This is a genomic window from Pseudomonas viridiflava (genome assembly GCF_003702045.1).
GTDB lineage: Bacteria > Pseudomonadota > Gammaproteobacteria > Pseudomonadales > Pseudomonadaceae > Aquipseudomonas > Aquipseudomonas viridiflava_C.
The window spans coordinates 36,199-62,393 of sequence record NZ_RBTP01000069.1; the positions used below are offsets into that span (position 1 = coordinate 36,199).

Consider the following 26,195-nt stretch of genomic DNA (forward strand, 5'->3'; position numbering starts at 1 on the left):
AAAAATGCCGTGTTGCCTGTGGCTCTACTTACAGACCGACCAGACCGGCAAGACCGCCAATGTCTGGAATCTGGTGATACTCGAAAGAACTGTGCGCTGGCTGTTCGTGACCACGGGCAACAAAGGCTTTGTTCTTGATCTTCATGTCGTGGGCCGAGAACAGGTCGTAGCGGAAGCTGGAAGATACGTGCAGCACGTCTTCAGGACCGCAACCGAGGTTATCGAGCATAAACTCGAACGCAGCCAGGCGCGGCTTGTAGACTTTAGCCTGATCCGCCGTGAACACTTTGTAGAACGGTGCGCCGAGCTTTTCGACGTTGGACATGATCTGGCTGTCGCTGGCGTTGGAGAAGATCACCAACGGAATCTTGTCTGCGATTTTCGAAAGGCCGGCTGGCACGTCTGCGTGCGGACCCCAGGTCGGAACGGCGTCGTAGTACAGCTGGCCTTCGCCACGGTATTCGACATTCCAGCGCTTGCAGACCCGCGACAGGGAGACTTTCAGAATCTCGTCGTAAGGCATCCAGTCACCCATGACTTGATCAAGACGATACGCCGAGAAATCCTTCACGAATTGATCCATCTGCTCAGCCGGAACACGGTCGGCGAAAAGCTCGCGCGTCATGGTGCCCATGTGAAAGTTGGTCAACGTGCCGTAGCAGTCGAACGTAATGAATTTTGGTCGAAGAAAGCTCATTGTGTGCGGTCCTGAAAGTTCGTTGGGGTCATGGCATGACGCGCAGTTTCGGCACCCTTGCAAGGGCCTTGATGCACGTTGCAGCACACCCTCATTACAACACCGTGAAATCAGCAGATGGCGTTAAAAGTGATGGCTGCTTGATAGAAAGCACCGTTTTGAGGTGCGCGCTCAGCAGACTTTGCGGGGCGCTCCAGCCTTGGGCAAACCCCGGTTTTCGGTGCCTTTTTGACCCTTTTCAGGGCGCTCAGGCTCAAACACGCGGCTTTGCACCGCAGATACTGCGCCTTTGCATCCCTTGTGGCTCAGCACAATGTACTGCGCCCGGAACCGGCTCATAAGCGCAGCTATATAAGGCAGACCCTGGACCTGAAAAGCTCAAGCATTTGCTGCCGGTCCCTTGGCCGATTTAAGCAGTAACTGTGGTCTGTCGAGTGGCCAATCGCGAAATCTGCCGAATGTTCGCAGCCCTCTTGTCACCCCGTCGCGCAGGTGGGATACAGCAAGCCTGCCGCATCCTTTTCTGTCCCTGTGCATCCTTCTGGAGGGAGACACATCATGCTTGCCCAGCAACGTCTCGACTTTGAATACCGCCCGATGACTGCCGCCGATGTGGTCAACGCCCATGAGCTGTCCATTGCCCTGAAATGGCCGCACCGACTCGAAGACTGGGCCATGCTGCAACGCGTTGCCGAGGGCTTTGTTGCGCTGCACAACGGTCGCCTGATCGGCAGCGCCTTCGCCTGTCATCAGGGCGAGTTTTCCACCATCGGTCTGGTGATTGTCAGCAATGACTATCAAGGCAAGGGGATCGGTCGCAAGCTGATGGAAATGGCAGTGGGCAGCGTTGCGCCCCGGACTGCGGTGCTCAACGCCACCCTTGAGGGCGCGCCGCTATACGCCAAGATGGGCTTCGTCAATTTCGGTGAAGTGCAGCAGCGTCAGGGCCAGGCCCAACTGCCCGCGCCGACCGATCTGAAGGCTGGCGAACGCTGCCGCGCGCTGAACGAGGCTGACCATGCTCGCGCCCTTGAACTGTCCAATGCGGGCACAGGCATGGACCGTACGAAGGTTATGAACGATGTGCTCGACCACCTTGAACACGCGGTGGGCATCGAGCGCGATGGTCAATTGAAAGCGTTCGCACTGATGCGCCCATTCGGTCGTGGCTTGTGCATCGGCCCGGTGGTTGCCGAGGACGTGGAACAGGCCAAACACATGATCGAGCAGTTGCTGGCCAAGGTGCCTTACGCCTTCGTACGCATCGACATCCCCACCGATGGCGGGCTGGTGGATTGGCTAGAGGAGGCCGGTCTCAAACGCGTCGACGCTGTGGCTTGCATGAGCATGGGCGACGTCCCACAGCCCAGCCAGGGCGTGCGCCAGTTTGCGTTGATTACCCAGGCGATTGGTTGAGCGCAGCAGCGCTCATGCCAGCAGCTATCTAACAACGCCAATTGACTGAACACACGCAGTTTGAGGGAGCCCCCACCACATCGTCGCCTAGCACTACTTCGAGTTTTTCAGCGGGTTACAGGTTGTTTGATAAGGCGGCTTACCGGCGATGAGGTTGACGCGGTGTATCAGAAAAACCGCGCCAGACTTCATCGCCGGCAAGCCGCCTCCCACAGCCCGGGGTTTACTGCGCGACAGCGCTACGTCGAAGACGTGGTGGTGCGTCCCACCGCTCTGCGAACAGTCCACATACCATTCTCGAGGACAGAACCATGACCCAACCCACCGTACTCCTGCTGGCTCGCGCCGATCACAGCCCTGTCGATACCGACTTCACACCGGGACCTCTCGACGCCAGCGACCCCTTCGCCAACGAACGCCGCACAGCCTTCATAGACGAGGCAGGCATCGCCGCCGGTGTCGTTCATTCCAGCACTTCAGTCTCGGTCGAGGCTTATCCCTACACCGAAATGCTGGTCGTGCATCGTGGTGCAGTCACCCTGAAGTCAGGTGCTGACAGCACCACGATCAGCACTGGCGAGAGCGCCGTTATCGGCCGAGGCACGCACGTACAGATCAACGCGCAACCCGACAGCCTCTGGGCCTTCTGCGCGGCCACTCAGGCCAGCGGACCGGACAAGCCCGGCGTCACGCCTCTGGACCGCCTCGCGATGCTCACACCATCCTCCCCGCCGGACCCGACCATCATGATCAGCGCACTGCCGCAGTGCCGCAGCAACAACATTTTCGAAGACACCGCCAGCACCCTGCGCATCGGCGTCTGGGATTCGACCCCCTACGAACGCATCTCGCGTCCGCACAGAATCCACGAACTGATGAACCTCATCGAAGGCAGCGTGACGCTGGGCATTGAGGGCGGTGAGGCGGTGGTGGTGAAAACCGGCGATACCGTCTTCGTTGCCCAAGGCGCGCCGTGCAAGTGGACCAGCACAGGGTACGTACGCAAGTTCTATGTAGTGACGTGATTTCCGGGTCGTGCCCTTCAACAATGAAGGGCACGGCTATAACGTTTAAGCCCTCAAGAAAGTTCAACACAGCAACTTCCACCCGCGCAGTTAATAGCCAACCTATACGCAGTACAATAACTATCGTATAAAGTCGATTTTTATTTTAGAACCCCCTCACAATCTGTTGCTTTCGTTGTCGGCGTCTGATTAAAAATCTGGCAGTGGACAACAGCGACTCTGTACATCGCCTGAATCCCAACGCTCAACATTCATTATTAATCGGACGATCCCACTCGGCCTCGGGCAACTGTTGCCGCCGATTGTCTGCCACTGAAACACCGCAAATAACATGACGTTAATCGTTTAACTTAAGGACATACCCATGAAACGCAACTACATCGCGCTCAGCTTTCTTGCCCTGACTACACTGGGCGCAACCGTTACAGCACAGGCCGGGCCGGCCGTGACAATAACGTTTAAAAATCTCGGGACGGAACATGCCGAGTACAAGCCTGTGACTCGTAATGAAAAGTCAACGCAGCTGAATGCCAGGAGTCAGATCAGTTTAATCGTACAACCCGGAGCGTCAGATTCCTACAACGTGCAAAGTACTATCTCACCAGACACCAACTACGCAAGTGTTCGTTACGTGATGGGCTCTAAAGCCTGTACATTCTCTACCACCTTTATAAAAGCACAAGGTGCAGGTGGGGCTAAAGTGCCTAAATGGAACCGAACAGCCAGCCCTGAGGGCGGAGCAGTCTGCACAGCCACTTCTCGGGTCACCAACTTCTCCACCCACGCATGGGCAGCGGAGTTTACAATGAAGTAAAACTGAGGCACGCGCGCCGGTTTCGGCGCGCATGCCTTTACGGAAATTAAAGATGACTCAGTGCAGGCCGATACAGATAACGCACACAGCGCCATGGATTGGCTATTACCGCGAGGACGCGAGCATGATAGAAATCCTTCCTGTCTCAGGCACCGCAGCACATAATACGACCAAGTCAGTCACCAAAGTGGAAACCGTGACGCTTGGGACAACGGCCTTGAAAGAGCCTGTTACGGCTATAAGCGGTTCGGACAAGAGCACACTCTCCACGCTGGCCAGACAACTCAGTGAAAGCGCAGCACGTGCGCAGTCACGCGATCAGACTCTCAGCTTTAAAGAGTTGGGCGCATTGGCTGCAGGGATTATCGACAAGGTGGTCGGTACCGGCTATTACGCTCATCGCGAGCTGCATGATTCAGAGGTGCCAGATACCACAGACAGTGAATTACTTGAGAGAGCCAGACAGGCCACTGAATTCAGCTACGGACGTGCCAAAAACCCTTTCCAGGGGCTGTCGCAAGATCAGTTGAGCTTGATCATCTATGACGAACAAGGTGACTACACGATAAACGAAAGAAATTCAGCATTTTCCGAGGACTACGCTCAGGATCAGGCGTGGAACAGTATCGTTATCAAACGTCTTGAAGATGAAGACAACGAAACTGGCAAGAGTACCAAAACCCTTTTCATGATCCTCGCTCATTACAATGATCTACCGCCTATAAAACAAGCTCGACAAGCTGAAGGCTATAAAGCCATTCATCTAGCGGTCGGGAGCCCAGCCCTGTCCTCATTCAACAGTCCGTCACAGAAGACTCCACCGCTTGGCGATGGTCGCTCGTAACAAAGAAGACAAAACGTCTCCAGACAAGGATCGGCTACCACCGCGAGGACGCTAGCTTGACGAATATCTCACCACTCTTAACTACCACAGTGCACCATGCGGCCAAGTCATCGGCCTCGGCTAACGATGTTATAGCCGTAGAGAGATCCCGCCCAAAATTGGCCTATCCGAATGATGTTGTCTTCTCTGCATTGGCAAGGCAACTGAATGAAAGCGAAGTGCGTGCTAAGACCCGCGACACGGCCCTCAGTTTTAAAGACTTAGGCACGCTGGCTAAAAACATTATCGACAAGATCGCAGGCAGTGGTTTTTACGCCAATCGTGAACTGCACGACGCTGAAGTACCTGATACAGACGACCCTGCGCTGCTCGAAAGGTCAGCCGTTCAGCACCAGTACGTAAAACTTGCTGTCCACCGCCATCACCGGGAAGCTGGCGGGGAGGTTCTCCTTGGCCACTTCGCTGAAACCGTGCTTCTCATAAAAGCGGTGTGCGGCGAGAAATTTGTCGGTGGTGCCGAGAAAGATCTCGTTCAAGCCCTTAACGCTGGCGTCTTCGATTAAACGGGCCAGCAGTTTAGCGGCCACTCCAAACTCGCGTCCGCGAAACGGCGCTGCGACAAACATCTTGCGCAGCGCCGCCTGGCCTCCACCGATGTCCTTGAGCCCGAGGGTGCCGATGACCTGCTCACCGTGCGTAGCGACCCAGAAGTCTCCGGTGCCGCTCTGATAGAAATCGGGAATGGCCTTGAGGTCAGGCTGGTCTTCGGCGGTGATGGCGATGCCGAACTCTTCACGCTGGATAGGCAGGATCATATCGACCACGCCCTGCTGGTGATGCGGCTCGAAACGTTGAATCAGGATATCGGTCGGGGTCAAAACACAGCTCCTTGTCATGATGTGCAACACCAGAGCAGTATCCCGGACAAGCAAACGCCCCGACAAGTCGAGGCGTTTGCTTGAACATTTCCGAACGCCGCGCTGAGGCGCGGCGTCGAGAATGTTTAATTACAACTTCGGACCGGCAGCCTTGATGGCGTCGCTCACGTCGAACTTCTTGAAGTTCTCCACGAACAGGCCGGCCAGGCCTTTGGCCGCTTCGTCGTAGGCAGCCTTGTCAGCCCAGGTGTTGCGTGGGTTGAGCAGGTTAGTGTCTACGCCCGGTACCGATTTCGGCACGTCCAGGTTGATGGTTTCAAGATGCTCGGTTTCAGCACCGATCAACGCGCCGCTCTGGATCGCTGCAATCACGCCACGGGTGGTCGGGATGTTGAAACGCTTGCCGACGCCGTAGCCGCCGCCGGTCCAGCCGGTGTTGACCAGGTAAACCTTGGAGCCAAAGCTGCGGATGCGCTTGATCAGCAGGTCGGCATATACGCCAGCAGGGCGCGGGAAGAACGGTGCGCCGAAGCAGGTCGAGAACGTGGACTTGATGCCCGAACCCGAACCCATTTCAGTCGAACCGACCAGTGCGGTGTAGCCGGACAGGAAGTGGTAGGCAGCCTGTTCTTCGCTAAGGATCGAGACGGGCGGCAGAACGCCGGTCAGGTCGCAGGTCAGGAAGATGACAGCATTTGGCTCGCCACCCAGGTTTTGCGGGGCACGCTTTTCGATCAGCTCACGCGGGTAGGCCGCACGGCTGTTCTGGGTCAGGCTGCTGTCGGCATAGTCGGCTTTCTTGTTGGCGTCGAGGACGACGTTTTCAAGAACAGCGCCGTGCTGGATAGCTTTCCAGATGACAGGCTCGTTCTTCTCGGACAGGTCGATGCACTTGGCATAGCAACCGCCTTCGATGTTGAAAACAACGCCTTCGCCCCAGCCGTGCTCGTCGTCACCGATCAAGTAACGGCTTTCGTCAGCAGACAGCGTGGTCTTACCGGTGCCGGACAGACCGAAGAACAGGGTCACGTCGCCGTCTTCGCCCATGTTCGCTGCGCAGTGCATTGGCAGCACATCGGAAGCTGGCAGCAGGAAGTTCTGCACCGAGAACATGGCTTTCTTCATTTCGCCGGCATAGCGCATGCCTGCGATCAGCACCTTGCGGGCCGCGAAGTTAATGATGACAGTGCCGTCGGAGTTGGTGCCGTCGCGCTCAGGGTCGCAGACGAACCAAGGGGCGTTCTGGATTTCCCACTGGTCCTTGCCAGCCGGGTTGTACTGTTCAGGGTTGATGAACAGACAACGGCCGAACAGGTTGTGCCAGGCCGTCTCGGTGGTCATCTTGACGGGCAGGTAGTGCGCAGGATCGGAACCTACATGAACGTGGGAAACGAAACGCTCGCGCTCGGCCAGGTAAGCACCGACACGGTTCCACAGCGCGTCGAATTTCTCGGCTGGAAACTTGCGGTTGATCGGGCCCCAGGCGATAGCGTCCTGGGTGCTCGGCTCTTCAACGATGAAACGATCGACCGGCGAACGGCCAGTACGATGGCCTGTCTGCACAACCAGTGCGCCAGTGTCGGAAAGTTCGCCTTCGTTACGGGCAAGGGCTTCCTTGACCAGTTCGTCGGTGCTCAGATCGGTGTACACAGCGTTGTTGGTTTGCGTCATGAGGTTCCCCGTCGGCCAGTGGCCGAGTGCTCCAAACGGTTTTGTAGTAAAAAAACAACCACTACTACAGCGTAAAAGTGGGCCGGATTATGCCAGAAAAGCCGAAGAATGGTAGAACCCTCCTGTCAGAACAGCTTTACAGGGGGCCACACCGTTTTCTGAGGCTTTTTCCGGTCCGGTCAATGACGTGTGTCAGATGGCGAATCGACACCGCCGCCAGCAAACAGCTGGACCACGTCAGTGGCGTCGAACAGATAGCGCTCGTTGCAGAACTGGCAGTCGATCTCGATGGTGCCGTTGTGTTCCTGAACCAATTGCTGCGCGTCTTCCAGCCCAAGGCTGATCAGCGCATTGGCCGAACGCTCGCGTGAGCAGCTGCAACGGAAGCAGATAGGCTGCACATCGAACAGACGCACCGGGTCTTCGTGGTACAGGCGATGCAGGATGGTCTGGTTGTCCAGGCCCAGCATTTCTTCGGCGGTGAGGGTGCTGGCCAGCGTGGTGACGTGCTCCCAGCTGGCATCACGCTCTTCAGGGTCCGGGATCTGTGAGATGGGCAATTGTTGCAGCAGCAGTCCACGTGCGCGATGACCGTCCGCTTTCAGCCAGAAACGCGTGCCCAACTGCTCGGACATCACGAAATAGCTGGAGAGGCTTTCAGAAAGGTCCACACCGTCCAGCGCGACGATGCCTTGGTAACGCTTGCCCTGGCGCGGATCGATGGTGAGGGCCAGCGATCCATCCGGCATCAGGTCCTGAAGGCCTGCGCCGGGTGTGATCAGCGCTTCGTCGTAACGGGCGATGCCACGCAGTTCACGCTCGCTGGAGCATTCAACCATCAGCAAAGGAACGGCGCCGCTGGAACGGGCCTGAAGAATGAGCAAGCCATCGAATTTGAGGGTGCCAACCAGCAACGCCGCAGCAGCCATCAACTCGCCCAGCAACTGCGCGACCGGTTCAGGGTACGGGTGCTTGGCGAGGACTTCGGCGTAACTGCGCTCCAGGGCGACCAGCTCACCGCGAACGTCGCTTTCGTCGAAGATGAAGCGCTGGGTGAAATCGGTGTCTGGGGTATCGTTCATAAAAAGAAGGTATCTACTGTGATGACTATTGATGGCAGCCGACGAATGTTGCATCGGTGAGGTTCGGCCAAGCGCTCTGTGCCATGCCGTTTGGCTGACATTTTAGGAGCTATCCGGCGAGGTTCCAAGCCGCACGGTCGTTCAGGTCGACGACGAGGCGGTTTCCCGGACGGCGATCACCCGTCTCGCTGGTTGCCACGAAAATCGAACAACTGCCGCCGCTGCTTCTTGGTAGGCCGCCCGTCTGTGGTCACTCCCAGATTTCCGGCTTTGCGCTGGGCGGCAGCCTGTTCACGCCGGGTGATGCTTTCCGGCGTTTCGCGGTACAGCGTCTGCGCCTCGGGTGCGCCGCGACGTACGATGGACAATGCCTCTACGACTACCGTACGCTCATCGAAACCGATGCGAATCTGAAATTCGTCGCCTACGCGGGGCTCCTTCCCGGGCTTGCAGCGTTCGCCACGGCAATGCACCTTGCCACTTTCGATTGCCGCCTTGGCCAGCGCCCGCGTTTTGAAAAAGCGTGCTGCCCACAGCCATTTGTCCAAACGAACCTTGTCGTCTTCCTCTGGCTTTTGAGCCATATGAATTCCTCATCCTTATAACAGTCAGAACGTGATCAGGCGCACACCGAAAGTAACGGCTTCTTCAGCCGCCCGCCTTTTGCGTTCGTCTTTCCTGAACAAACATGAAGTAACCGATCCTTGCTTGTCAAAAACAGCCCGACCAATTTCATGGCCTATCACCCCACATGGAGTGCGACGTGACAGAATTTCCAGCTTCTTTGACTGCACCCAAGAAAGGGTGTGAGGGTTGCACAAACAGTCCGGAACTGAGCTTCTCGTTCGACTATGCCTACCAGCCGATCGTGGACCTGCGCGACCAATCGACCTTCGCCCACGAGGCGCTCGTGCGCGGCCCCAACGGCGAAGGCGCCCTGTCGGTACTCAGCCAGGTGACGGATCAGAACCGCTACCGATTCGACCAGAAGTGCCGGACAACGGCCATCGCCGGAGCTGCCAGGCTGGGCATGACCGAGCGTCTGTCGATCAACTTTCTGCCCAATGCGGTGTATCGTCCCGAATTGTGCATTCGTAGCACACTGGAAGCGGCCAAAGCGCATAATTTCCCCATCGACCGGCTCATTTTCGAGACAATCGAAACCGAGCATGTGGATGATCAGGGTCACTTGAGCAACATTTTGCGCGAGTACCGTGAATTCGGCTTCATGACGGCCATCGACGACTTCGGCGCGGGCCATTCCGGCCTGTCCCTGTTGGCTGACTTTCAACCCGACCTGATAAAACTCGACATGAATCTGATCCGCGATATCCACCGTGATCGCGCGCGTCAGGCTATTGTTCGTGGGGTTGTCACAATGTGTTCCGAGTTAGGGATTAAAGTCATCGCCGAAGGGATAGAAAGCGTGGAGGAACGGGATTTCCTCGCCGATTGCGGCATTTTCCTGATGCAAGGCTACTGGTTCGCCAAGCCTGCATTCAAAGCCTTGGCTCAGATCAGTCCTGACGCCTGGCAGAAGTCTTGAGAAGTACGGAATCGCATTGAAAACATTCGATCATCTGACAGTCATCGGCCTGCGCGAGTGGGTGGCGCTCCCTGATTTGGGGGTCGCAGGCCTTCGGGCGAAAATCGATACCGGTGCCAGTACATCGAGCCTGCATGCTACTGAAATCGAGCCGTTCGAGCGGGATGGCCAGAAATGGGTCCGTTTCAACGCGCATCTGGGCACAGTGGTTCAACTACGACATCGCCGCTGCGAGGCATTACTGGTCGCCATGAAGACCATAAAAAGCTCCAACGGTCAGGCACAGGTGCGTTATGTCATTCGCACCACCCTGGCCTTGGGTGATCGCATCTGGCCTGTGGAATTTACCCTGGCCTGCCGCAAGTCGATGCGTTATCGGCTGCTGCTGGGTTCAAACGCTTTGATCGACGGCCAACTGGTGGTCAATCCGGGCATAACTTATGTACAAGACAAGCCGGTGTTCCCGGCCTCTACTTCCTCAGGTGCTGCATGAAGATCGCTGTGCTCTCGCGTAACCCGCGTTTGTATTCCACCCGTCGTCTGGTCGAAGCTGGTATTGAGCGTGGCCACGAGATGGTGGTGATCGATACCCTGCGCGCCTATATGAACATCGCCAGTCATAAGCCGCAGATCCACTACCGCGGCAAGCCGCTCGAAGGCTTCGATGCGGTGATTCCGCGCATCGGCGCGTCAGTGACATTCTATGGCTGCGCGGTGTTGCGCCAGTTTGAAATGATGGGTGTGTTTCCGCTCAACGAATCGGTGGCCATTGCGCGCTCACGGGACAAGCTGCGCTCGCTGCAACTGCTCTCGCGCCGCGGTATCGGCCTGCCGGTCACCGGTTTTGCGCACTCGCCGGACGATATTCCCGACTTGATTCAGATGGTCAACGGCGCACCGCTGGTCATCAAGGTGCTGGAAGGGACTCAGGGAATCGGGGTCGTGCTGTGTGAAACGGCGACGGCAGCGGAATCGGTGATCGAAGCGTTCATGGGCCTCAAGCAGGACATCATGGTTCAGGAATACATCAAGGAAGCAGGCGGTGCGGACATTCGTTGCTTCGTGGTGGGTGACAAAGTCATTGCCTCGATGAAGCGTCAGGCCAAGCCGGGAGAGTTTCGCTCCAACCTGCACCGAGGCGGCAGCGCCAGCCTGATCAAGATCACCCCGGAAGAACGCATGACGGCCTTGCGGGCGGCAAAGGTCATGGGGTTGAGCGTCGCCGGCGTGGACATCCTGCGCTCCAACCACGGTCCACTGGTGATGGAAGTGAACTCCTCGCCGGGCCTTGAAGGCATTGAGGTGACCACCAGCAAGGATGTCGCCGGGATGATCATCGAGTACCTGGAAAAGAACAGCGGCCCGCACATGACGCGGACCAAAGGGAAGGGATAAGTCAGTTGAGCGTGCCAATGCCCGGCGTCGGCACGCTCAACATAGCGCTTTAGACAGCATCCCTCGGCAACATCAGCCCCAGCGGCAAGCGCACTCGCGCCTCCAAACCGCCTCCCGACCGATTCCTCAATTCCACATTGCCGCCATGCATGGCAGCGATGCGCTTGACGATGGCCAATCCGAGGCCGGTGCCTTTGCCGCTGCGGGCACGGTCGCCACGAATGAACGGGTTGAAGATGGTATCCAGCTCTGACGGATCAATGCCGGCGCCACGATCCAGCACGCTCAGCACCACATAGGGCGCGTTTCTGTCGCCTGATACGTATGCGGCCACTTCAATGCCATTGCCTGCATGATGCTTGGCGTTGCCGATCAGGTTGGTCAGCAGACGCTTCATGGAAACCCGACGCAACGGAAACGGCGGAATCGGCTCCAGACACAAGCGGATGTCATCTTCGGCGCTGTTGAACGGCTCGACCACGTCGCGCACCAGATCCCCCAGATCGACTTCTTCGATTTCTTCGTCACGACCGTCACGAATGAACGCCAGGAACTGGTCGAGAATCGCGTCCATGTCCTCGATATCGCGCACCATGCCTTCGGTGAACTCGTTGTCACTCATCAGCTCCAGCGACAGCCGTAGACGCGTCAATGGCGTGCGCAGATCATGGGACACCCCCGCCAGCATCAGTTCACGTTCCTGACCGGCCTGCTCCACGTCCTCGGCCATCTGGTTGAAAGCCCGATACACCTCGGCCATCTCACTGGGGGTTTCACTGATGGGCAAGCGCACGCTGCGCCCCTGTCCCAACTGACGCGCCGCGAATACCAGCCGTTTGAGCGGCTGATTCAACTGACGCACGAAGATCCAGGCGGAAGCGGTCGACAGCAGGCCAATGGCCAGGAACCAGCCCAACACGCTCCAGATTTTCTGACCGCGCAGCGGATGAGGATAGAGCGGCACCTTCAGCCAACCGTCACCCAGGCTCGGCGCACGCACCCACAGCGCAGGTGGCGCATGCACACGCAGGCGCACTTCGGTATCAGCCCCCAGTTCGGCCTGCATCTGCCGTTGATAGATCTCGCTGTAGGGCCAGTGCTGCTCGCCTTCCGGTACGCCGCCGCCCACGACCCGAATCAGACCTGCGGCCTCGGCAATCGCTTCCCGATCATTTTCATCGGCCGCCCAGTAGGCACGCAGCGTCAGGGCCACGCCGTGGCTGTACTGCCTGTCGACCAGAACGTCTTCGTTCATCAGCAGATAGACCAGCGTGAGTGCCTTGGAAAACAGCACGACGATGAGCACCAGCCATAGCGTGCGGGAGAAAAAGCTTTGCGGGAACCAGAGCGGTGTCTTCATAACTGCAGCTACACACTTTGCGGGGCGAGGCGAGGCTCGCAAGTTTGCCGAACGCGGGCCGGACCCGAGGTACGAACGCAAAAAACCAGAACGTCGATAACCTTGAAAAGGTTATCGACGTGGCTGGCAGGAACTTCGGTGTTCTGTTCTGACAAACGATCTGTCAGCGACTTCCGGCACCATCGGGAACGAATACATAACCTACGCCCCAGACGGTCTGAATGTAACGCGGTTTGGAAGGATCCGGCTCAATCAGGCGACGCAGACGCGAAATCTGTACGTCGATGGAGCGCTCCAGTGCATCCCATTCCCGGCCACGGGCCAGGTTCATCAGCTTGTCGCGGGTCAACGGTTCACGGGCATGCATGACCAGCGCCTTGAGTACCGCAAACTCGCCGGTCGTCAGCATGTGCACTTCGTCACCGCGTTTCAGCTCGCGGGTCGCCAGCGACAACACGTAATCACCGAAACTGACCGATTCGTCTTCGCTGCCGGGCGCGCCAGGCACCGGAGCAGCCTGACGACGCAGGACAGCCTTGACCCGGGCCATCAGTTCGTCCGGGTTGAACGGCTTGGCGAGATAATCGTCGGCGCCCAGTTCAAGCCCTTTGATACGGCTCAACTCATCGCCCTTGGCGGTGAGCATGACAATTGGCACCTGATTGTTCGCTGCGCGCAAACGACGGCAAGCGGAAAGGCCATCTTCCCCAGGCAGCATCAAGTCCAGCACCACAAGGTTGAACACCTCACGGGACAACAGTCGGTCCATTTGCTCCACGTTCGCCACGGCGCGGGCACGGTAGCCCTTGCTGGTGAAGAACCGTTCCAGGAGGCTGCTCAGCCCCGGATCGTCATCGACGATCAGGATTTTTTCGCCTTCAGCATTTTGTGCAGTGCTGCTCATCGGATGCTCCTTTGATCTCGGGGCGCATTATGGCGTAGCTGCGGTGATGCGCACCTTGTGCATTGTTAGCAGATTTTACTGTGCGCCACACTCACGCCCGTTCTGCGGAGGGCAAAAAGGTCGCGCTCGTCGGCCAATCCCCTAATCCGGCTTCGCTGGGTATAATGCGCCGCCCTCAAGGTCAGGCGACGCCAGACTTGTGGGAGTTCGCCGGTCATGAAAACAAACCGCACGCGAATCGGAATCTGGCAAGCCGGACCTTACACAGCCCAGTTTTTTGCTCACAACTCCAGGTGGTCTTATGGACAGCATCAACAGCCGCATCGCCGAAGAACTCGGCGTACGCCCACAACAGGTCGCAGCGGCCGTAGCACTACTGGATGAAGGCTCGACAGTGCCCTTCATTTCCCGCTATCGCAAGGAAGTGACCGGCAGCCTCGATGACACGCAACTGCGTCATCTGGAAGAGCGCCTGCGCTACCTGCGCGAGCTGGACGATCGGCGTGTCAGCATCCTTGCCAGCATCGAAGAGCAAGGCAAGCTGACCCCGGAGCTGGCCCGTGACATCAAACTGGCCGATACCAAGACCCGTCTCGAAGACTTGTACCTGCCGTACAAACAGAAGCGCCGCACCAAGGGCCAGATTGCACTCGAAGCCGGTCTGGGCGAACTGGCGGACGGCCTGTTCAACGACCCGGGCCTGACGCCTGAAGCCGAAGCCGCTCGCTTCGTCGATGCCGACAAAGGTGTGGCCGATGTGAAGGCAGCGCTGGAAGGTGCCAAATACATCCTCATGGAGCGCTTCGCCGAAGACGCTTCCCTGCTCGACAAACTGCGCAGCTTCCTCAAGCAGGAGGCCGTGATCAGCGCGCGCCTCGTGCCAGGCAAGGAAGAGGAAGGCGCCAAGTTCCGCGATTACTTCGAACACGACGAACCGCTCAAGAGCATGCCGTCACACCGTGCGCTGGCCATCTTCCGTGGTCGCAACGAAGGTTTTCTCAGCTCGGCCTTGAAAGTCGGCGAAGAACTGCCGGGCACGATGCACCCGTGCGAGCTGATGATCGGCGAGCGCTTCGGCATTCAGAACCAGAGCCGCCCTGCGGACAAGTGGCTGGCCGAAGTGGTGCGCTGGACGTGGAAGGTCAAGCTCTACAGCCACTTGGAAACCGACCTGCTGGGCGAACTGCGTGATGGCGCGGAGACCGAAGCGATCAACGTCTTCGCCCACAACCTGCACGACCTGCTGCTGGCCGCGCCTGCCGGTCAGCGCGCCACACTGGGCCTGGACCCTGGCCTGCGGACCGGCTGCAAGGTTGCCGTGGTTGACGCCACCGGCAAACTGCTGGACTACGCCACTGTTTACCCGCACGTCCCCAAGAACCAGTGGGACCAGACCATCGCTGTCCTGGCCGCCCTGTGCGCCAAGCATTCTGTGGACCTGATCGCCATCGGCAACGGCACCGCCAGCCGCGAAACCGACAAGCTGGCCGCCGACCTGATCAAAAAATACCCAGGCCTGAAAATGACCAAGGTCATGGTTTCCGAAGCGGGCGCATCCGTTTATTCGGCGTCGGAGCTGGCCGCCAAGGAATTCCCGGACCTGGACGTCTCGATTCGTGGCGCGGTGTCCATTGCCCGCCGCTTGCAGGATCCACTGGCAGAACTGGTGAAGATCGACCCGAAATCCATCGGCGTCGGCCAGTACCAGCATGACGTTTCGCAGTTGAAACTGGCGCGTGGCCTGGATGCTGTGGTCGAAGACTGCGTAAACGCCGTGGGCGTGGACGTGAACACCGCCTCCGTTGCCCTGCTGGCGCGCATTTCCGGCCTGAACACCACGCTGGCGCAGAACATCGTGGCTCACCGCGATGAGAACGGTGCATTTAAAACCCGTGCAGCGCTCAAGAAAGTGGCGCGCCTGGGCGAGAAAACGTTCGAACAGGCCGCAGGCTTCTTGCGCGTCATGAATGGCGACAACCCGCTGGACTCTTCGGCCGTTCACCCGGAAGCCTATCCATTGGTGCAGCGCATCGCGGCGCAAACCGATCGTGACATCCGCTCGCTGATCGGCGATGCCAGCTTTCTCAAGCGTCTGGACCCGAAGAAATTCACCGACGAAACCTTCGGTTTGCCAACCGTGACCGACATCCTTCAAGAGCTCGAAAAGCCAGGTCGCGACCCGCGTCCCGAGTTCAAGACCGCTGAATTCCAGGACGGTGTGGAAGACCTCAAGGACCTGCAACTGGGCATGATCCTCGAAGGGGTCGTCACCAACGTCACCAACTTCGGTGCGTTCGTCGATATCGGCGTGCATCAGGACGGTCTGGTGCATATTTCCGCGCTGTCGGAAAAATTCATCAAGGATCCGCGTGAAGCGGTCAAGGCCGGTGACGTGGTGAAAGTGAAGGTCATGGAAGTCGACATCCCGCGCAAACGTGTCGGTCTGTCGATGCGCATGAGCGATACGCCGGGCGAGAAAATCGACGGTGCCCGCGGCGCACGTCCAGGTTCCTCGCCGCGTCAGCAGAACAGCGCGCCACGTAAGGAAACCTCCGCCCCTGCGCCCGCCAACAACGCAATGGCCTCGCTGTTCGCCAATGCCAAACAGTTGAAAAAGCGCTGATGGAGATTCCTGAGGACCTGACTCACAGTGCTTTTTTCAAGATGCTGGGCTGTGAGTTGCGGCGTCTGGACGAAGGCTTCGCCGAGGTTGCATTGCCACTGGAGGCGCACCTGCGCAACCGCGGCAATGTGATGCACGGCGGAGCGATCTTCAGCCTGGTCGACATCAGCATGGGGCTGGCGTGTTCCAGCTCCCACGGTTTCGACCAGCGCAGCGTGACCATCGAATGCAAGATCAACTACGTGCGCGGTGTGTCCGAAGGCGAAGTGCTGTGCATTGCCAAGGTTCTGCATGCCGGTCGCCGCACGCTGGTCGTCGAAGCTGAAGTCGTTCAGGGCGACAAGCTGATCGCCAAGGCCCAGGGCACTTTCGCGGTGATCTAGACTTCAACGAACATGGAACGAACGTTATCGCTATGAACGGAATCTAGCTGTAGGCAACCGATTTGGGTTAATTTCGGCACCATTAGCGTGGTGCCGAGTCCATTTGGTGGTACGACGAAGAGCCGTGATTGCGAACAGGCGTCAAAAGACCCCTACCAGGCGACAACGCCAGTTCCTTTCTTCACCCTTGTAGACCGTCATGTCCACCCCCATATCGGGGCGACCGATGCGTGAAGGATTCCACCTTGAGCGAACTTTTAAACCGTCGTCTGGCCTTGCTTGGCGAACGCAACAACCTCTCTCTGCTGGAGCAGTGCCTGCACGGTATCGAGCGCGAATGCCTGCGTGTAACGGATAAGGGAGAGCTGTCTCAGACGCCTCATCCCAGAAATCTGGGCGCGGCGTTGACCAACAGCCTGATCACCACCGACTATTCCGAGTCGCTGCTGGAGTTCATCACCCCGGCGTTGAAAGACCCGGTGCAGACACTCGACAGCCTCGACAAGATCCATCGCTTCGCCTACAGCAAGCTGGACCGTGAGCTCCTGTGGAGTCCGTCCATGCCTTGCCCGCTGCCGGACGAAGAACATATACCGATTGCCTATTACGGCACCTCGAACATCGGCAAGCTCAAGTATGTGTACCGCAAGGGTCTGGCCCTGCGCTATGGCAAGACCATGCAGTGCATCGCTGGCATTCATTACAACTTCTCGCTGCCAGAGGCCGCATGGCCGCTGTTAATGCAGACGGAAAATTTCGCCGGTGACGCGCGCGATTATCAGTCACAGGCCTACATCGCCCTGATCCGTAACTTCCGCCGCTACAGCTGGCTGCTGATGTACCTCTTCGGAGCCTCGCCTGCGCTGGACGCAGGCTTCCTGCGCGGCCAACCGCACATGCTCGAACAATTCGATGGCGACACGCTGTACTTGCCTTATGCAACGAGCCTGCGCATGAGCGATCTGGGGTATCAAAGCAACGCTCAGGCCGACCTGACCCCGTGCTACAACAATCTGGTCAGCTACACCGACAGCCTGCGCAAGGCCGTCGCTACACCGTACCCGCCTTATGTCGAGACGGGCACTCACGATGCCAGCGGTGAATGGGTGCAGCTCAACACCAACGTGTTGCAGATCGAAAACGAGTACTACTCCAACATCCGTCCCAAGCGTGTGACCTACTCGGGCGAACGTCCGATTCAGGCGCTGATGTCCCGTGGCGTGCAGTACGTCGAGGTTCGCTGCCTGGACATCAACCCGTTCCTGCCCACCGGCATCAGCCTGGAGCAGTCGCGCTTCATCGATGCGTTCGTGCTGTATTGCGCCCTTGAAGAAAGCCCGCAACTCGCGAACCACGAGTGCTCGAACGCAGGCTCGAACTTCCTGACCGTGGTCAAGGAGGGGCGTCGTCCTGACCTGGAATTGCTGCGCAATGACACGCCGATCAAGTTCAAGGACTGGGCGAACGAGCTGTTGCAGAAAATCACGCCAATCGCGCAACTGCTCGACGAGGCGCAAGGCACTGACGAGCACCTGAAGTCGATGGCCGTACAGCATGCGAAAGTCGCCGATGCATCGTTGACGCCTTCTGCACAGGTCCTGGAAAGCATGAAAGCGCATAACGAAGGCTTCACCGCGTTCTCGTTGCGCCAGAGCCAGCTGCATGCGGAGTATTTCCGCACGCACCCCCTGACCACGCAAGAACAGGCGCACTTCGAAGAGCTGGCCAGAACCTCGATTGCCGAACAGGCAGAGCTGGAAGCGACCGAAGAAGTGGTGGACTTCGACACCTTCGTCGGGTCGTATCAGGCAAGCATTTTGAAGATCAGTAACTAAAGAGTGGAATACGAAACGCCTTCCACGTTGATCGTTCCCATGCTCCGCGTGGGAACGCCCCTCAGAACGCTCCGCGTCCTACTGCAACCCGGTTCGGCCGCAGATTGGGACGCAGAGCGTCCCGGGCTGCATGCCAACGCAGAGCGTTGGCACGATCCCTCGTCTTAGCGGCGACTCAAATCGCCTTCTCGAATATCTTCGAATTGCGCTGGTAGTTATATAACGACGCACGGGCGCTGGGCAGGCGGTCGACACTGCTAGGCTCGAAACCACGCTCGCGGAACCAGTGTGCCGTGCGGGTGGTGAGGACGAACAAGGTGTTGATCCCCAACGCACGGGCACGGTTTTCGATGCGTTCCAGCAACTCGTCGCCACGGCCGCCATGCCGGTATTCCGGATTGACCGCCAGACACGCCAGTTCACCCGCCTGGGAGTCGACAATCGGATAAAGCGCCGCGCAGGCGATGATCAAACCTTCACGCTCAACCACACTGAACTGGGTAATCTCGCGTTCCAGTACCTCGCGTGAACGCCGCACCAGAATGCCCTGCTCTTCCAGCGGCGTAATCAGGTCCATCAACCCGCCCACGTCTTCAATGGCCGCCTCACGCACCTGCTCGAACTGCTCCTGAGCGACCAGCGTACCGCCACCGTCGCGGGTGAAAAGCTCGGTCAGCAGCGAGCCGTTTTCGGCGTAGCTGACGATATGACTACGGCCTACACCACCACGACAAGCCTCGGCCGCCGCATCCAGCAGCTCCGCCTGATAATTGCTGCCTAGGCGCTGCAAGTGCGCAGGCACTTGCTGAGGGCGCAGTTCGCGCACCAGACGGCCCTGCTCGTCCAGCAATCCGGTTTCCGCGCCGAACAGCAGCAGCTTGTCGGCCGCAAGGTCGATGGCCGCGCGTGTGGCCACGTCTTCACAGGCCAGGTTGAAGATCTCGCCGGTCGGCGAATAGCCCAGCGGCGACAGCAGTACGATATGGCGCTCATCCAGCAAGCGGTTGATGCCTTTGCGGTCAACGCGGCGCACTTCGCCAGTATGTTGATAATCGACGCCTTCCAGCACACCGATAGGCCGCGCGGTGACCACGTTGCCGCTGGTGACCCGCAGACGCGAACCCTGCATCGGCGAGGCGGCCATGTCCATCGACAAGCGCGCCTCGATAGCGATGCGCAGCTGGCCGACGGCGTCGATCACGCATTCCAGAGTTTCGGTGTCGGTGATGCGCATGTCGCGATGAAAGCGCGGGGTGATGCCGCGCTGCGCCAGACGGCTTTCAATTTGCGGGCGCGAACCGTGAACCAGCACCAGCCGCACACCCAGGCTGTGCAGCAGCACCAGGTCGTGGACGATGTTGCCAAAGTTGGGGTGCGCCACGCCGTCGCCGGGGAGCATGACGACGAACGTGCAATCGCGGTGGGCATTGATATAGGGAGACGCGTGGCGAAGCCAGTTAACGTATTCGGGCATGACAACGAGAGCCTGTAGAAAAAATGGACGAAGGGCAAAAAACACGCACAACGGCTGGGCGGTTATCGTCGGAACAGGCTTGGCAACACGCTCACTCTCCTTTCAAGGTTTTCTGACTCGCGTCACTGCGGGGTCAGGCAATAATGTTCGATCAACTGACGTAACAGAAGCACTGTAGGTTGCAAGCGTGACATTTCGAGGTACTCCCCCGGCTGATGCGCGCAGGCGATGTCGCCCGGGCCCAGGACCAGTGTTTCGCAGCCAAGGCGCTGAAGATAAGGCGCTTCGGTGCCAAATGCTACCGCTGCCGCCGTATGACCGGTCAGTCGTTCAGCTACGCGCACCAGTTCCGCGTCTGCGACCTGCTCGAAGGGCGCGCATTCCGGAAACAGCGGCGCGTAGTCAATCTTCACCTGATGCAGCTCAGCCAGCGGTTGCAGCTTTTGACGGATCGCCGAGCGCAGCACGTCCGGGTCCATGCCCGGCAGTGGGCGCAGATCGAACTCCAGCGAGCACTGCCCGCAGATCCGGTTGGGATTATCGCCGCCGTGAATACAGCCCAGGTTCAGCGTCGGTTGGGGCACTGTGAACTGGGGATTGCGGTACTCCAGCTGCCATTGCTTGCGCAGCCCCTTGAGTTCGCTGATCGCATCATGCATGGCTTCCAGCGCGCTGTGGCCCAGACTTGGATCGGAAGAGTGGCCGCTGCGCCCAAGAATATCGATGCGCTCCATCATCACGCCCTTGTGCATACGGATCGGCTTAAGCCCTGTCGGCTCGCCAATCACCGCCGCACGCCCCAGCGGACGTCCCGCATCGGCCAACGCACGCGCACCGGCCATTGAGCTTTCTTCGTCGCAGGTGGCAAGGATCAGCAGCGGCTGCTTGAACGGCTGATCCAACAGGCCGCGCACGGCTTCGATGACCAGCGCAAAAAAACCTTTCATGTCACAACTGCCCAGCCCGACCCAGCGTCCGTCCACTTCCGTCAGTTTCAACGGATCGGTCTTCCACAAGGCTTCGTCGAACGGCACCGTATCGCTGTGACCAGCCAGCACCAAGCCGCCCGGACCGGTGCCGAAGGTCGCCAACAGGTTGAACTTGCCAGGCGACACTTGTTGAATGTCACAGGCAAAACCCAGATCGCCGAGCCACCCGGCCAACAGGTCGATGACAGGGCGATTGGACTGGTCCAGAGAAGGCTGGGTGCAGCTCACCGACGGCGCAGCGATAAGGGCTGCAAACTGGTCTTTCATAGACGGCAAGGGCATGGGCGCTTCCTGTATTCGGGTCGAAACACGCCCCATCATAGGGTCATAACGACCCAGGAATAAACCGTTACGGGCCATGTCCTGTACACTGCCGACCTCAGCAGCCGTTCAATCACGGGCTGCGCTCCCGATATCAGCTTAAGCGTTTGGATTCCCCCGGCCATGCAAAAAGAAACAGAAATCAAACTCCGCGTCAGCCGCGAGACCCTCGCTGCACTGCGTGAACACCCGTTGCTCAAGAAGCGCAACAAGAGTGGCTGGGAGCGCCTCGAGCTGTCGAACCAGTATTTCGATACGCCAGAGCGTGAACTGGCCCACGCCAAGGTGGCCCTGCGCATTCGTCGCGATGGTGATCAGATCATCCAGACCCTGAAGACCAAAGGTCAGAGCGTTGCCGGCCTGTCCGAGCGCAACGAGTACAACTGGGACCTGCCCAAGGCCAAGCTGGACCTCAAGAAGCTGGAGGGCGATTGCTGGCCCGAGCAGTTGACCGGGCTGGACAAAAAAACCATCAAGCCGCTGTTCACCACCGATTTCGTGCGTGAAAAAGCCGAGATCGCCTGGGGCCGTGGCAAGGCCAAGGTGGTGATCGAAGCCGCTCTGGACCTGGGCCAAGTGGTGGCGGGCAAGCAAAAGGAAGAAATCTGCGAGCTGGAGCTTGAGCTGCGCGAAGGCGAGCCTGCCGCGCTGCTGGAGCTGGCTGCCGAACTGGCCGCAACCCTGCCATTGATGCCGTGCGACATCAGCAAGGCCGAGCGCGGTTATCGCCTGCTTGACGCCAGCAGCTACTCGCTGAGCCTTGCAGCGCCCGAGTTGACGGCTGAAACACCACTGGACGACGCCTACTCGGCGCTGGCCTGGCACCTGCTGAGCAGCAGCCAGCGTCTGGCCGAGCAATACCGCTTCAATGGCCACTGGCGTTTGCTGCAGGACTGGGTCGAATTGCTCGCCGAACTGCGTGCGCTGACCAGCAGCCTGGGGCAAGCCGCACCACGCGCATCGACCGCGCAACTGCGTACTGCGCTGGACGCCTTGCTCGAAGACTGGCGTCCGCTGGTTCTGGCCGGTCAGGAAGATGGCGACATCCGCGCCGCCGCCCACGAGCAGTTCCTTGAAGAGTTGCAGGACACCCGCTGGGGCGAGTTCTCACTGAACACTTCGCGCTGGTTGCTGGAGCGCAGCTGGGCCGCCGAGCGTAACAACCGTGGCAATCGTCAGGGCGCAGCACTGCTGGCCAGCTGGCTGCCGCGTTTGCTGGCCGACGAAGCCACTGCACTGCAGCTGGGTCGTTATCAGCAACAACCCGAAGACCTGGCCGAGCAACTGCCACGCATCGAGCGCATCCAGTCCTGGCTGCACTGGGCTCGCGGCGCGCTGGACCTGCCGGACCTGGATCGCCTGTATGGCGAGCTGAGAAAACTGGAAGAACTGGCTCATCAGGACATCAGCGACGAAGTGCTGGACGCCCGTGTGCATCAGGCGCTGACCGTGTTCCAGGGTCGTGCGTGGAAGACGTTGCTGCGTCTGTAACAGCGACGCGGGCTTGATTGCCTCCACGCTCTGCGTCCACTGCGGATGTGACGCAGAGCGTCACGGGCTGCATGCCAACGCGGAGCATGGCACGATCATCGACCGTGTTCCGCGTCCGACCGTGAGATGACGCGCAGCATTGTGCTCAACGCAACGGCAAACTCGTTGTGGATTTGATTTCCGATAGCGCTACGGTCGAGTTCACCTCCTGAATCCCGGGCACCAGCGACAGTTTCTCGAAGAAAAACCGCTCGTACGCCTCGATGTCGGAGGTCACGATGCGCAACAGAAAGTCGACCGACCCCATCAGCACATAACACTCCAGCACTTCAGGAAAGCCGCGGATCGAATCCGTGAATTCAGTGAAGTTGGAGCGGCCGTGGGCGTTGAGTTTCACCTCGGCGAAGATCTGCGTGTTCAGCCCGATCTTTTTGCGATCCAGCAGCGAAACCTGACGACGAATCACGCCTTCATCCTTCAGACGCTGAATACGCCGCCAGCAAGGCGATTGCGACAGCCCCACCTGCTCAGCGACCTGCGCGCTGGACAGTGACGCATCCTCCTGCAGCAAGGCCAGAATCTTGCGATCGTACGCATCCAGCTCAATTGACATAAACAATTCTCCATAGCTGTCAGCTGCGCATTAATAAGTCGAAACAAGCCTAATCCAATCCATCATCGACCAGATATTTCTTTTTTTGCATGCAAGAATTTCTCTCACTCGCACAGGAGAACCCGGCATGCCCAATCTCGAAACCGTCCTCACCCCTGCCCATCGTCCTGACCACTGGTCGTCTGCCAGCCATACCTGCTGTGTGCGCTATCAGATCCTGGCTGAGGCGGAGCCTGCGCTGTTGTGCCAAGTGCTGAACCTGTTTGCGATGCAGTACCTGACGCCTTGCCATATCCAGGCCACGCGCCAGAACGAACTGCTGGCCATTGATGTGCAGGTAGATGACCTGAGCTGGCATCGGGCCGGAGTCATTGGTGAAAAAATGCGCAATTTGATCAATGTGTGCTCGGTCGAATTGACCCACAGCGAATCGCTGCAGCCCGCAGAAACGTTCGTTGCGCTGGCGGCTGGCTGAACGCTGGAAAGCCTTTTGGAAATTCCCGGTCGCATAGACGGCCCAACACTGGCACGCTTGGCAGCTAGTCTTGTTCATCTTCCGATGATGAACTGCCTCAAGGAGCGTGCATGGCATCCCTGGCCCCTTCTTCACAGGATCGCTGGCTCGATCTGAACGATGTACTGCGTGATCTGGTCGCCCAAGGCGTGCTCAGTCAGGACGACGCTGAAGCAGCCGTTGCCCAGCGCCGCAGTGCTGCGAACATTCAGCTGCACCCGCTTGAGTTTCTCGCGGCCCAGCAATTCGATGACCTGAAACGTCCCGGTAAAAAGCTTGATCTCGAAACATTGACTGCTTGGCTGGCAAACGCCTGCGGCCAGCCCTACATGCGCATCGACCCGCTGAAGATCAATGTCGCAGCGGTCACACCACTCATGTCCTACGCCTTTGCCCAGCGCCACAAGATTCTGGCCGTGGCGGTGGACCGTGAGTCGGTCACCATCGCCAGCGCGCAGCCATATGTGCGGGCGTGGGAAGCCGACCTTGCCCACGTGCTGAAGCTGCAGATCAAACGTGTGGTCGCCAACCCGGCGGACATTCAGCGGGTCGCGGTGGAGTTCTTCAGGCTGGCGAAATCGGTCAGCGGTGCCAGCGCCACCGAACAGAAAGTCAGCAACATGGGCAACTTCGAACAGTTGCTCAAGCTGGGCGCCAGCGATCAGGAGCCCGACGCCAACGACGCGCACATCGTCAACATTGTCGATTGGCTGTTCCAGTACGCGTTTCAGCAGCGCGCCAGCGATATCCATATCGAACCCCGGCGCGAACAGGGTACGGTGCGGTTTCGGATCGACGGCGTGTTGCACAACGTTTATCAGTTCCCTGCCCAAGTAATCATGGCGATTGTCAGCCGCCTGAAAAGCCTGGGCCGCATGAACGTTGCGGAAAAGCGCAAACCCCAGGACGGCCGGGTAAAAACCACCACACCTGAAGGTGGCGAAGTGGAACTGCGCCTGTCGACGTTGCCGACGGCATTCGGCGAAAAAATGGTCATGCGGATCTTTGACCCCGAAGTGCTGTTGAAGGACTTCGATCAGTTGGGCTTTTCCAGCGATGACCTGCGCCGCTGGCGGGAAATGACCCGCCAGCCAAACGGCATCATTCTCGTCACAGGCCCGACGGGGTCCGGCAAGACCACAACGCTGTACACCACACTCAAGAAACTGGCGACTTCGGAGGTCAACCTCTGCACGATTGAAGATCCGATCGAGATGGTCGAGCCTGCGTTCAACCAGATGCAGGTGCAGCACAACATCGACCTGACCTTTGCCAGCGGCGTGCGGGCATTGATGCGACAAGACCCGGACATCATCATGATCGGCGAGATCCGCGACCTGGAAACGGCCGAAATGGCGATTCAGGCGGCGTTGACCGGTCACTTGGTGCTGTCGACACTGCACACCAACGACGCGCCGAGCGCCATCAGCCGGATGCTGGAACTGGGCGTGCCGCACTACCTGCTCAAGGCGACGATTCTGGGTGTCATGGCCCAACGGCTGGTGCGCACGCTGTGTCCGCACTGCAAAGCACCGATCAACCTGAACGAAAGCGACTGGCAGACCCTGACACGCCCGTGGCAGGCACCGGTTCCGGCCGGGGCGCACCAGGCCGTGGGCTGCGTGGAATGCCGTGACACCGGCTACCGGGGCCGCGCAGGTGTCTACGAGATCATGGTCATGTCGGACGCAGTGAAATCGTTGATCAGCGCTGATCTGGACCTCACCGCCATGCGCCGGCAGGCGTTCAAGGAAGGCACACGCAGCCTGCGCCTGTCAGGCGCGCAAAAAGTTTCTGCAGGATTGACTACGCTTGAAGAGGTATTACGCGTGACGCCGCAAAGTGAACAGCGCTGAAGGCAGTGTTCCAGCGCTTTAAATTCGGGCTGGCGGGGTTGCGCCACGGCTAAAAGTGAACAAGCTGGTACATTTATTGAACTAGTTTGTCACTTTGCCTATCCAACCCGTCAGAACAACCACAGTTGGAGTACCTCACCATGCGTCTCAAGTTTGCTGTCGCCACCGTAGCCTTGCTTTCCATCCCGATGGGTTCAGCGATGGCTGACACCTTCTGGCGTAACGTGATTTCCTCGGGTGCCACCACCGGCTCGACTTACCTGACCTTCAAGGATCACAAGCTGATCGTTGCTGCACAGGATGATGCGGGCAGCTACGTTGCCAGCAACGGCGATATCCGTGGTCCGTTTCTGGAAGCTGCCATCCAGCAGGTCCGTCAGGACAACCCAGGTCTGAAAGCCACCGACATGGAATTGGCCAACGCGATCCTGGAAAAGAACCTGGTTGCTGAAAATCAGTAATCA

Annotated in this window: 24 protein-coding genes; 14 read left to right on the plus strand and 10 right to left on the minus strand. The window is 58.8% G+C overall.

From position 1 onward, the window contains the following. Positions 1 to 28: 28 nt before the first annotated feature. The gene (locus ALP40_RS20835) at positions 29 to 697 is read right to left on the minus strand and encodes a haloacid dehalogenase type II (RefSeq protein WP_122210074.1); all 669 of its coding nucleotides are present in this window, start codon (positions 695 to 697) and stop codon (positions 29 to 31) included. Positions 698 to 1,255: 558 nt separating this feature from the next. Between ALP40_RS20835 and ALP40_RS20845 the strand changes: the two genes are divergently transcribed. From ALP40_RS20845 to ALP40_RS20860, 4 genes are all read left to right on the plus strand, one after another. After that, entirely contained in the window at positions 1,256 to 2,113 is an 858-nt protein-coding gene (locus tag ALP40_RS20845; protein ID WP_122210075.1) for a GNAT family N-acetyltransferase, read from the plus strand. A gap of 311 nt (positions 2,114 to 2,424) precedes the next feature. Then, positions 2,425 to 3,138: a cupin domain-containing protein gene (locus ALP40_RS20850; RefSeq protein ID WP_122210076.1), complete on the plus strand. Its 714-nt coding sequence runs from the start codon at positions 2,425 to 2,427 to the stop codon at positions 3,136 to 3,138. Positions 3,139 to 3,502: 364 nt separating this feature from the next. Beyond that, positions 3,503 to 3,952 carry a hypothetical protein gene (locus tag ALP40_RS20855; protein ID WP_122210077.1) on the plus strand — a complete coding sequence of 150 codons (450 nt, stop codon included), beginning with the start codon at positions 3,503 to 3,505 and terminating at the stop codon, positions 3,950 to 3,952. A gap of 124 nt (positions 3,953 to 4,076) precedes the next feature. Further along, on the plus strand, positions 4,077 to 4,796 hold the full coding sequence (locus tag ALP40_RS20860; protein ID WP_147478350.1) for a hypothetical protein: 720 nt from the start codon (positions 4,077 to 4,079) through the stop codon (positions 4,794 to 4,796). Positions 4,797 to 5,173: 377 nt separating this feature from the next. Here ALP40_RS20860 and ALP40_RS20870 read toward each other — a convergent pair whose 3' ends face one another. From ALP40_RS20870 to ALP40_RS20885, 4 genes are all read right to left on the minus strand, one after another. After that, positions 5,174 to 5,674: a GNAT family N-acetyltransferase gene (locus ALP40_RS20870; RefSeq protein WP_122210079.1), complete on the minus strand. Its 501-nt coding sequence runs from the start codon at positions 5,672 to 5,674 to the stop codon at positions 5,174 to 5,176. Between the two features lie 129 nt (positions 5,675 to 5,803). Continuing rightward, positions 5,804 to 7,345, minus strand: coding sequence for a phosphoenolpyruvate carboxykinase (locus ALP40_RS20875; RefSeq protein ID WP_122210080.1), 1,542 nt, complete (start codon positions 7,343 to 7,345; stop codon positions 5,804 to 5,806). A 179-nt stretch (positions 7,346 to 7,524) separates the two neighbouring features. Continuing rightward, positions 7,525 to 8,427 carry an Hsp33 family molecular chaperone HslO gene (hslO, locus tag ALP40_RS20880; protein ID WP_122210081.1) on the minus strand — a complete coding sequence of 301 codons (903 nt, stop codon included), beginning with the start codon at positions 8,425 to 8,427 and terminating at the stop codon, positions 7,525 to 7,527. Between the two features lie 176 nt (positions 8,428 to 8,603). Further along, positions 8,604 to 9,011 carry an RNA-binding S4 domain-containing protein gene (locus tag ALP40_RS20885; protein ID WP_122210082.1) on the minus strand — a complete coding sequence of 136 codons (408 nt, stop codon included), beginning with the start codon at positions 9,009 to 9,011 and terminating at the stop codon, positions 8,604 to 8,606. A 179-nt stretch (positions 9,012 to 9,190) separates the two neighbouring features. On the opposite strand from ALP40_RS20885, the gene ALP40_RS20890 reads away from it, so the two are divergent. From ALP40_RS20890 to rimK, 3 genes are read left to right on the plus strand one after another with little or no spacing between them, the layout of a single operon-like run. Next, entirely contained in the window at positions 9,191 to 9,973 is a 783-nt protein-coding gene (locus tag ALP40_RS20890) for an EAL domain-containing protein (RefSeq protein ID WP_122210083.1), read from the plus strand. A 49-nt stretch (positions 9,974 to 10,022) separates the two neighbouring features. Next, positions 10,023 to 10,466, plus strand: a complete 444-nt coding sequence (locus ALP40_RS20895) for an ATP-dependent zinc protease (RefSeq protein ID WP_170969019.1) — start codon at positions 10,023 to 10,025, stop codon at positions 10,464 to 10,466. Next, positions 10,463 to 11,368: a 30S ribosomal protein S6--L-glutamate ligase gene (rimK, locus tag ALP40_RS20900; RefSeq protein WP_003318100.1), complete on the plus strand. Its 906-nt coding sequence runs from the start codon at positions 10,463 to 10,465 to the stop codon at positions 11,366 to 11,368. Before ALP40_RS20895 ends, rimK begins: the two co-directional genes overlap by 4 nt. Before the next feature lie 49 nt (positions 11,369 to 11,417). On the opposite strand, the gene ALP40_RS20905 is transcribed toward rimK, so the two are convergent. Beyond that, the gene (locus ALP40_RS20905; protein ID WP_122210084.1) at positions 11,418 to 12,728 is read right to left on the minus strand and encodes an ATP-binding protein; all 1,311 of its coding nucleotides are present in this window, start codon (positions 12,726 to 12,728) and stop codon (positions 11,418 to 11,420) included. A 163-nt stretch (positions 12,729 to 12,891) separates the two neighbouring features. After that, positions 12,892 to 13,632: a two-component system response regulator OmpR gene (ompR, locus tag ALP40_RS20910; protein WP_122210085.1), complete on the minus strand. Its 741-nt coding sequence runs from the start codon at positions 13,630 to 13,632 to the stop codon at positions 12,892 to 12,894. Between the two features lie 301 nt (positions 13,633 to 13,933). On the opposite strand from ompR, the gene ALP40_RS20915 reads away from it, so the two are divergent. From ALP40_RS20915 to gshA, 3 genes are all read left to right on the plus strand, one after another. Next, positions 13,934 to 16,255: a Tex family protein gene (locus ALP40_RS20915; protein ID WP_122210086.1), complete on the plus strand. Its 2,322-nt coding sequence runs from the start codon at positions 13,934 to 13,936 to the stop codon at positions 16,253 to 16,255. Beyond that, the gene (locus ALP40_RS20920) at positions 16,255 to 16,638 is read left to right on the plus strand and encodes a PaaI family thioesterase (protein WP_122210087.1); all 384 of its coding nucleotides are present in this window, start codon (positions 16,255 to 16,257) and stop codon (positions 16,636 to 16,638) included. Before ALP40_RS20915 ends, ALP40_RS20920 begins: the two co-directional genes overlap by 1 nt. Positions 16,639 to 16,883: 245 nt before the next feature. Further along, complete coding sequence (gshA, locus tag ALP40_RS20925) at positions 16,884 to 18,473, plus strand: glutamate--cysteine ligase (RefSeq protein WP_122210088.1); 1,590 nt, start codon at positions 16,884 to 16,886, stop codon at positions 18,471 to 18,473. A 175-nt stretch (positions 18,474 to 18,648) separates the two neighbouring features. Here gshA and argA read toward each other — a convergent pair whose 3' ends face one another. Both argA and argE read right to left on the minus strand, forming a co-directional pair. Beyond that, a complete protein-coding gene (gene argA / locus ALP40_RS20935; protein WP_122210090.1) occupies positions 18,649 to 19,947 on the minus strand; it encodes an amino-acid N-acetyltransferase in 1,299 nt (432 codons plus the stop codon). 122 nt (positions 19,948 to 20,069) lie between these two features. Beyond that, complete coding sequence (gene argE, locus ALP40_RS20940; RefSeq protein WP_122210091.1) at positions 20,070 to 21,218, minus strand: acetylornithine deacetylase; 1,149 nt, start codon at positions 21,216 to 21,218, stop codon at positions 20,070 to 20,072. Positions 21,219 to 21,380: 162 nt separating this feature from the next. Between argE and ALP40_RS20945 the strand changes: the two genes are divergently transcribed. After that, complete coding sequence (locus ALP40_RS20945; protein ID WP_122210092.1) at positions 21,381 to 22,748, plus strand: inorganic triphosphatase; 1,368 nt, start codon at positions 21,381 to 21,383, stop codon at positions 22,746 to 22,748. Positions 22,749 to 22,893: 145 nt separating this feature from the next. On the opposite strand, the gene ALP40_RS20950 is transcribed toward ALP40_RS20945, so the two are convergent. Then, on the minus strand, positions 22,894 to 23,361 hold the full coding sequence (locus ALP40_RS20950; protein WP_122210093.1) for an Lrp/AsnC family transcriptional regulator: 468 nt from the start codon (positions 23,359 to 23,361) through the stop codon (positions 22,894 to 22,896). Between the two features lie 127 nt (positions 23,362 to 23,488). Here ALP40_RS20950 and ALP40_RS20955 point away from each other — a divergent pair, with 127 nt between their 5' ends. The 3 genes from ALP40_RS20955 to ALP40_RS20965 all read left to right on the plus strand — a co-directional run bounded on the left by ALP40_RS20955 (position 23,489) and on the right by ALP40_RS20965 (position 26,192). Next, positions 23,489 to 23,836 carry a hypothetical protein gene (locus ALP40_RS20955; RefSeq protein WP_122210094.1) on the plus strand — a complete coding sequence of 116 codons (348 nt, stop codon included), beginning with the start codon at positions 23,489 to 23,491 and terminating at the stop codon, positions 23,834 to 23,836. Positions 23,837 to 23,946: 110 nt separating this feature from the next. Continuing rightward, on the plus strand, positions 23,947 to 25,731 hold the full coding sequence (locus ALP40_RS20960) for a GspE/PulE family protein (RefSeq protein ID WP_122210095.1): 1,785 nt from the start codon (positions 23,947 to 23,949) through the stop codon (positions 25,729 to 25,731). Between the two features lie 140 nt (positions 25,732 to 25,871). Beyond that, the gene (locus ALP40_RS20965) at positions 25,872 to 26,192 is read left to right on the plus strand and encodes a DUF2388 domain-containing protein (RefSeq protein ID WP_122210096.1); all 321 of its coding nucleotides are present in this window, start codon (positions 25,872 to 25,874) and stop codon (positions 26,190 to 26,192) included. Positions 26,193 to 26,195 lie beyond the last annotated feature (3 nt).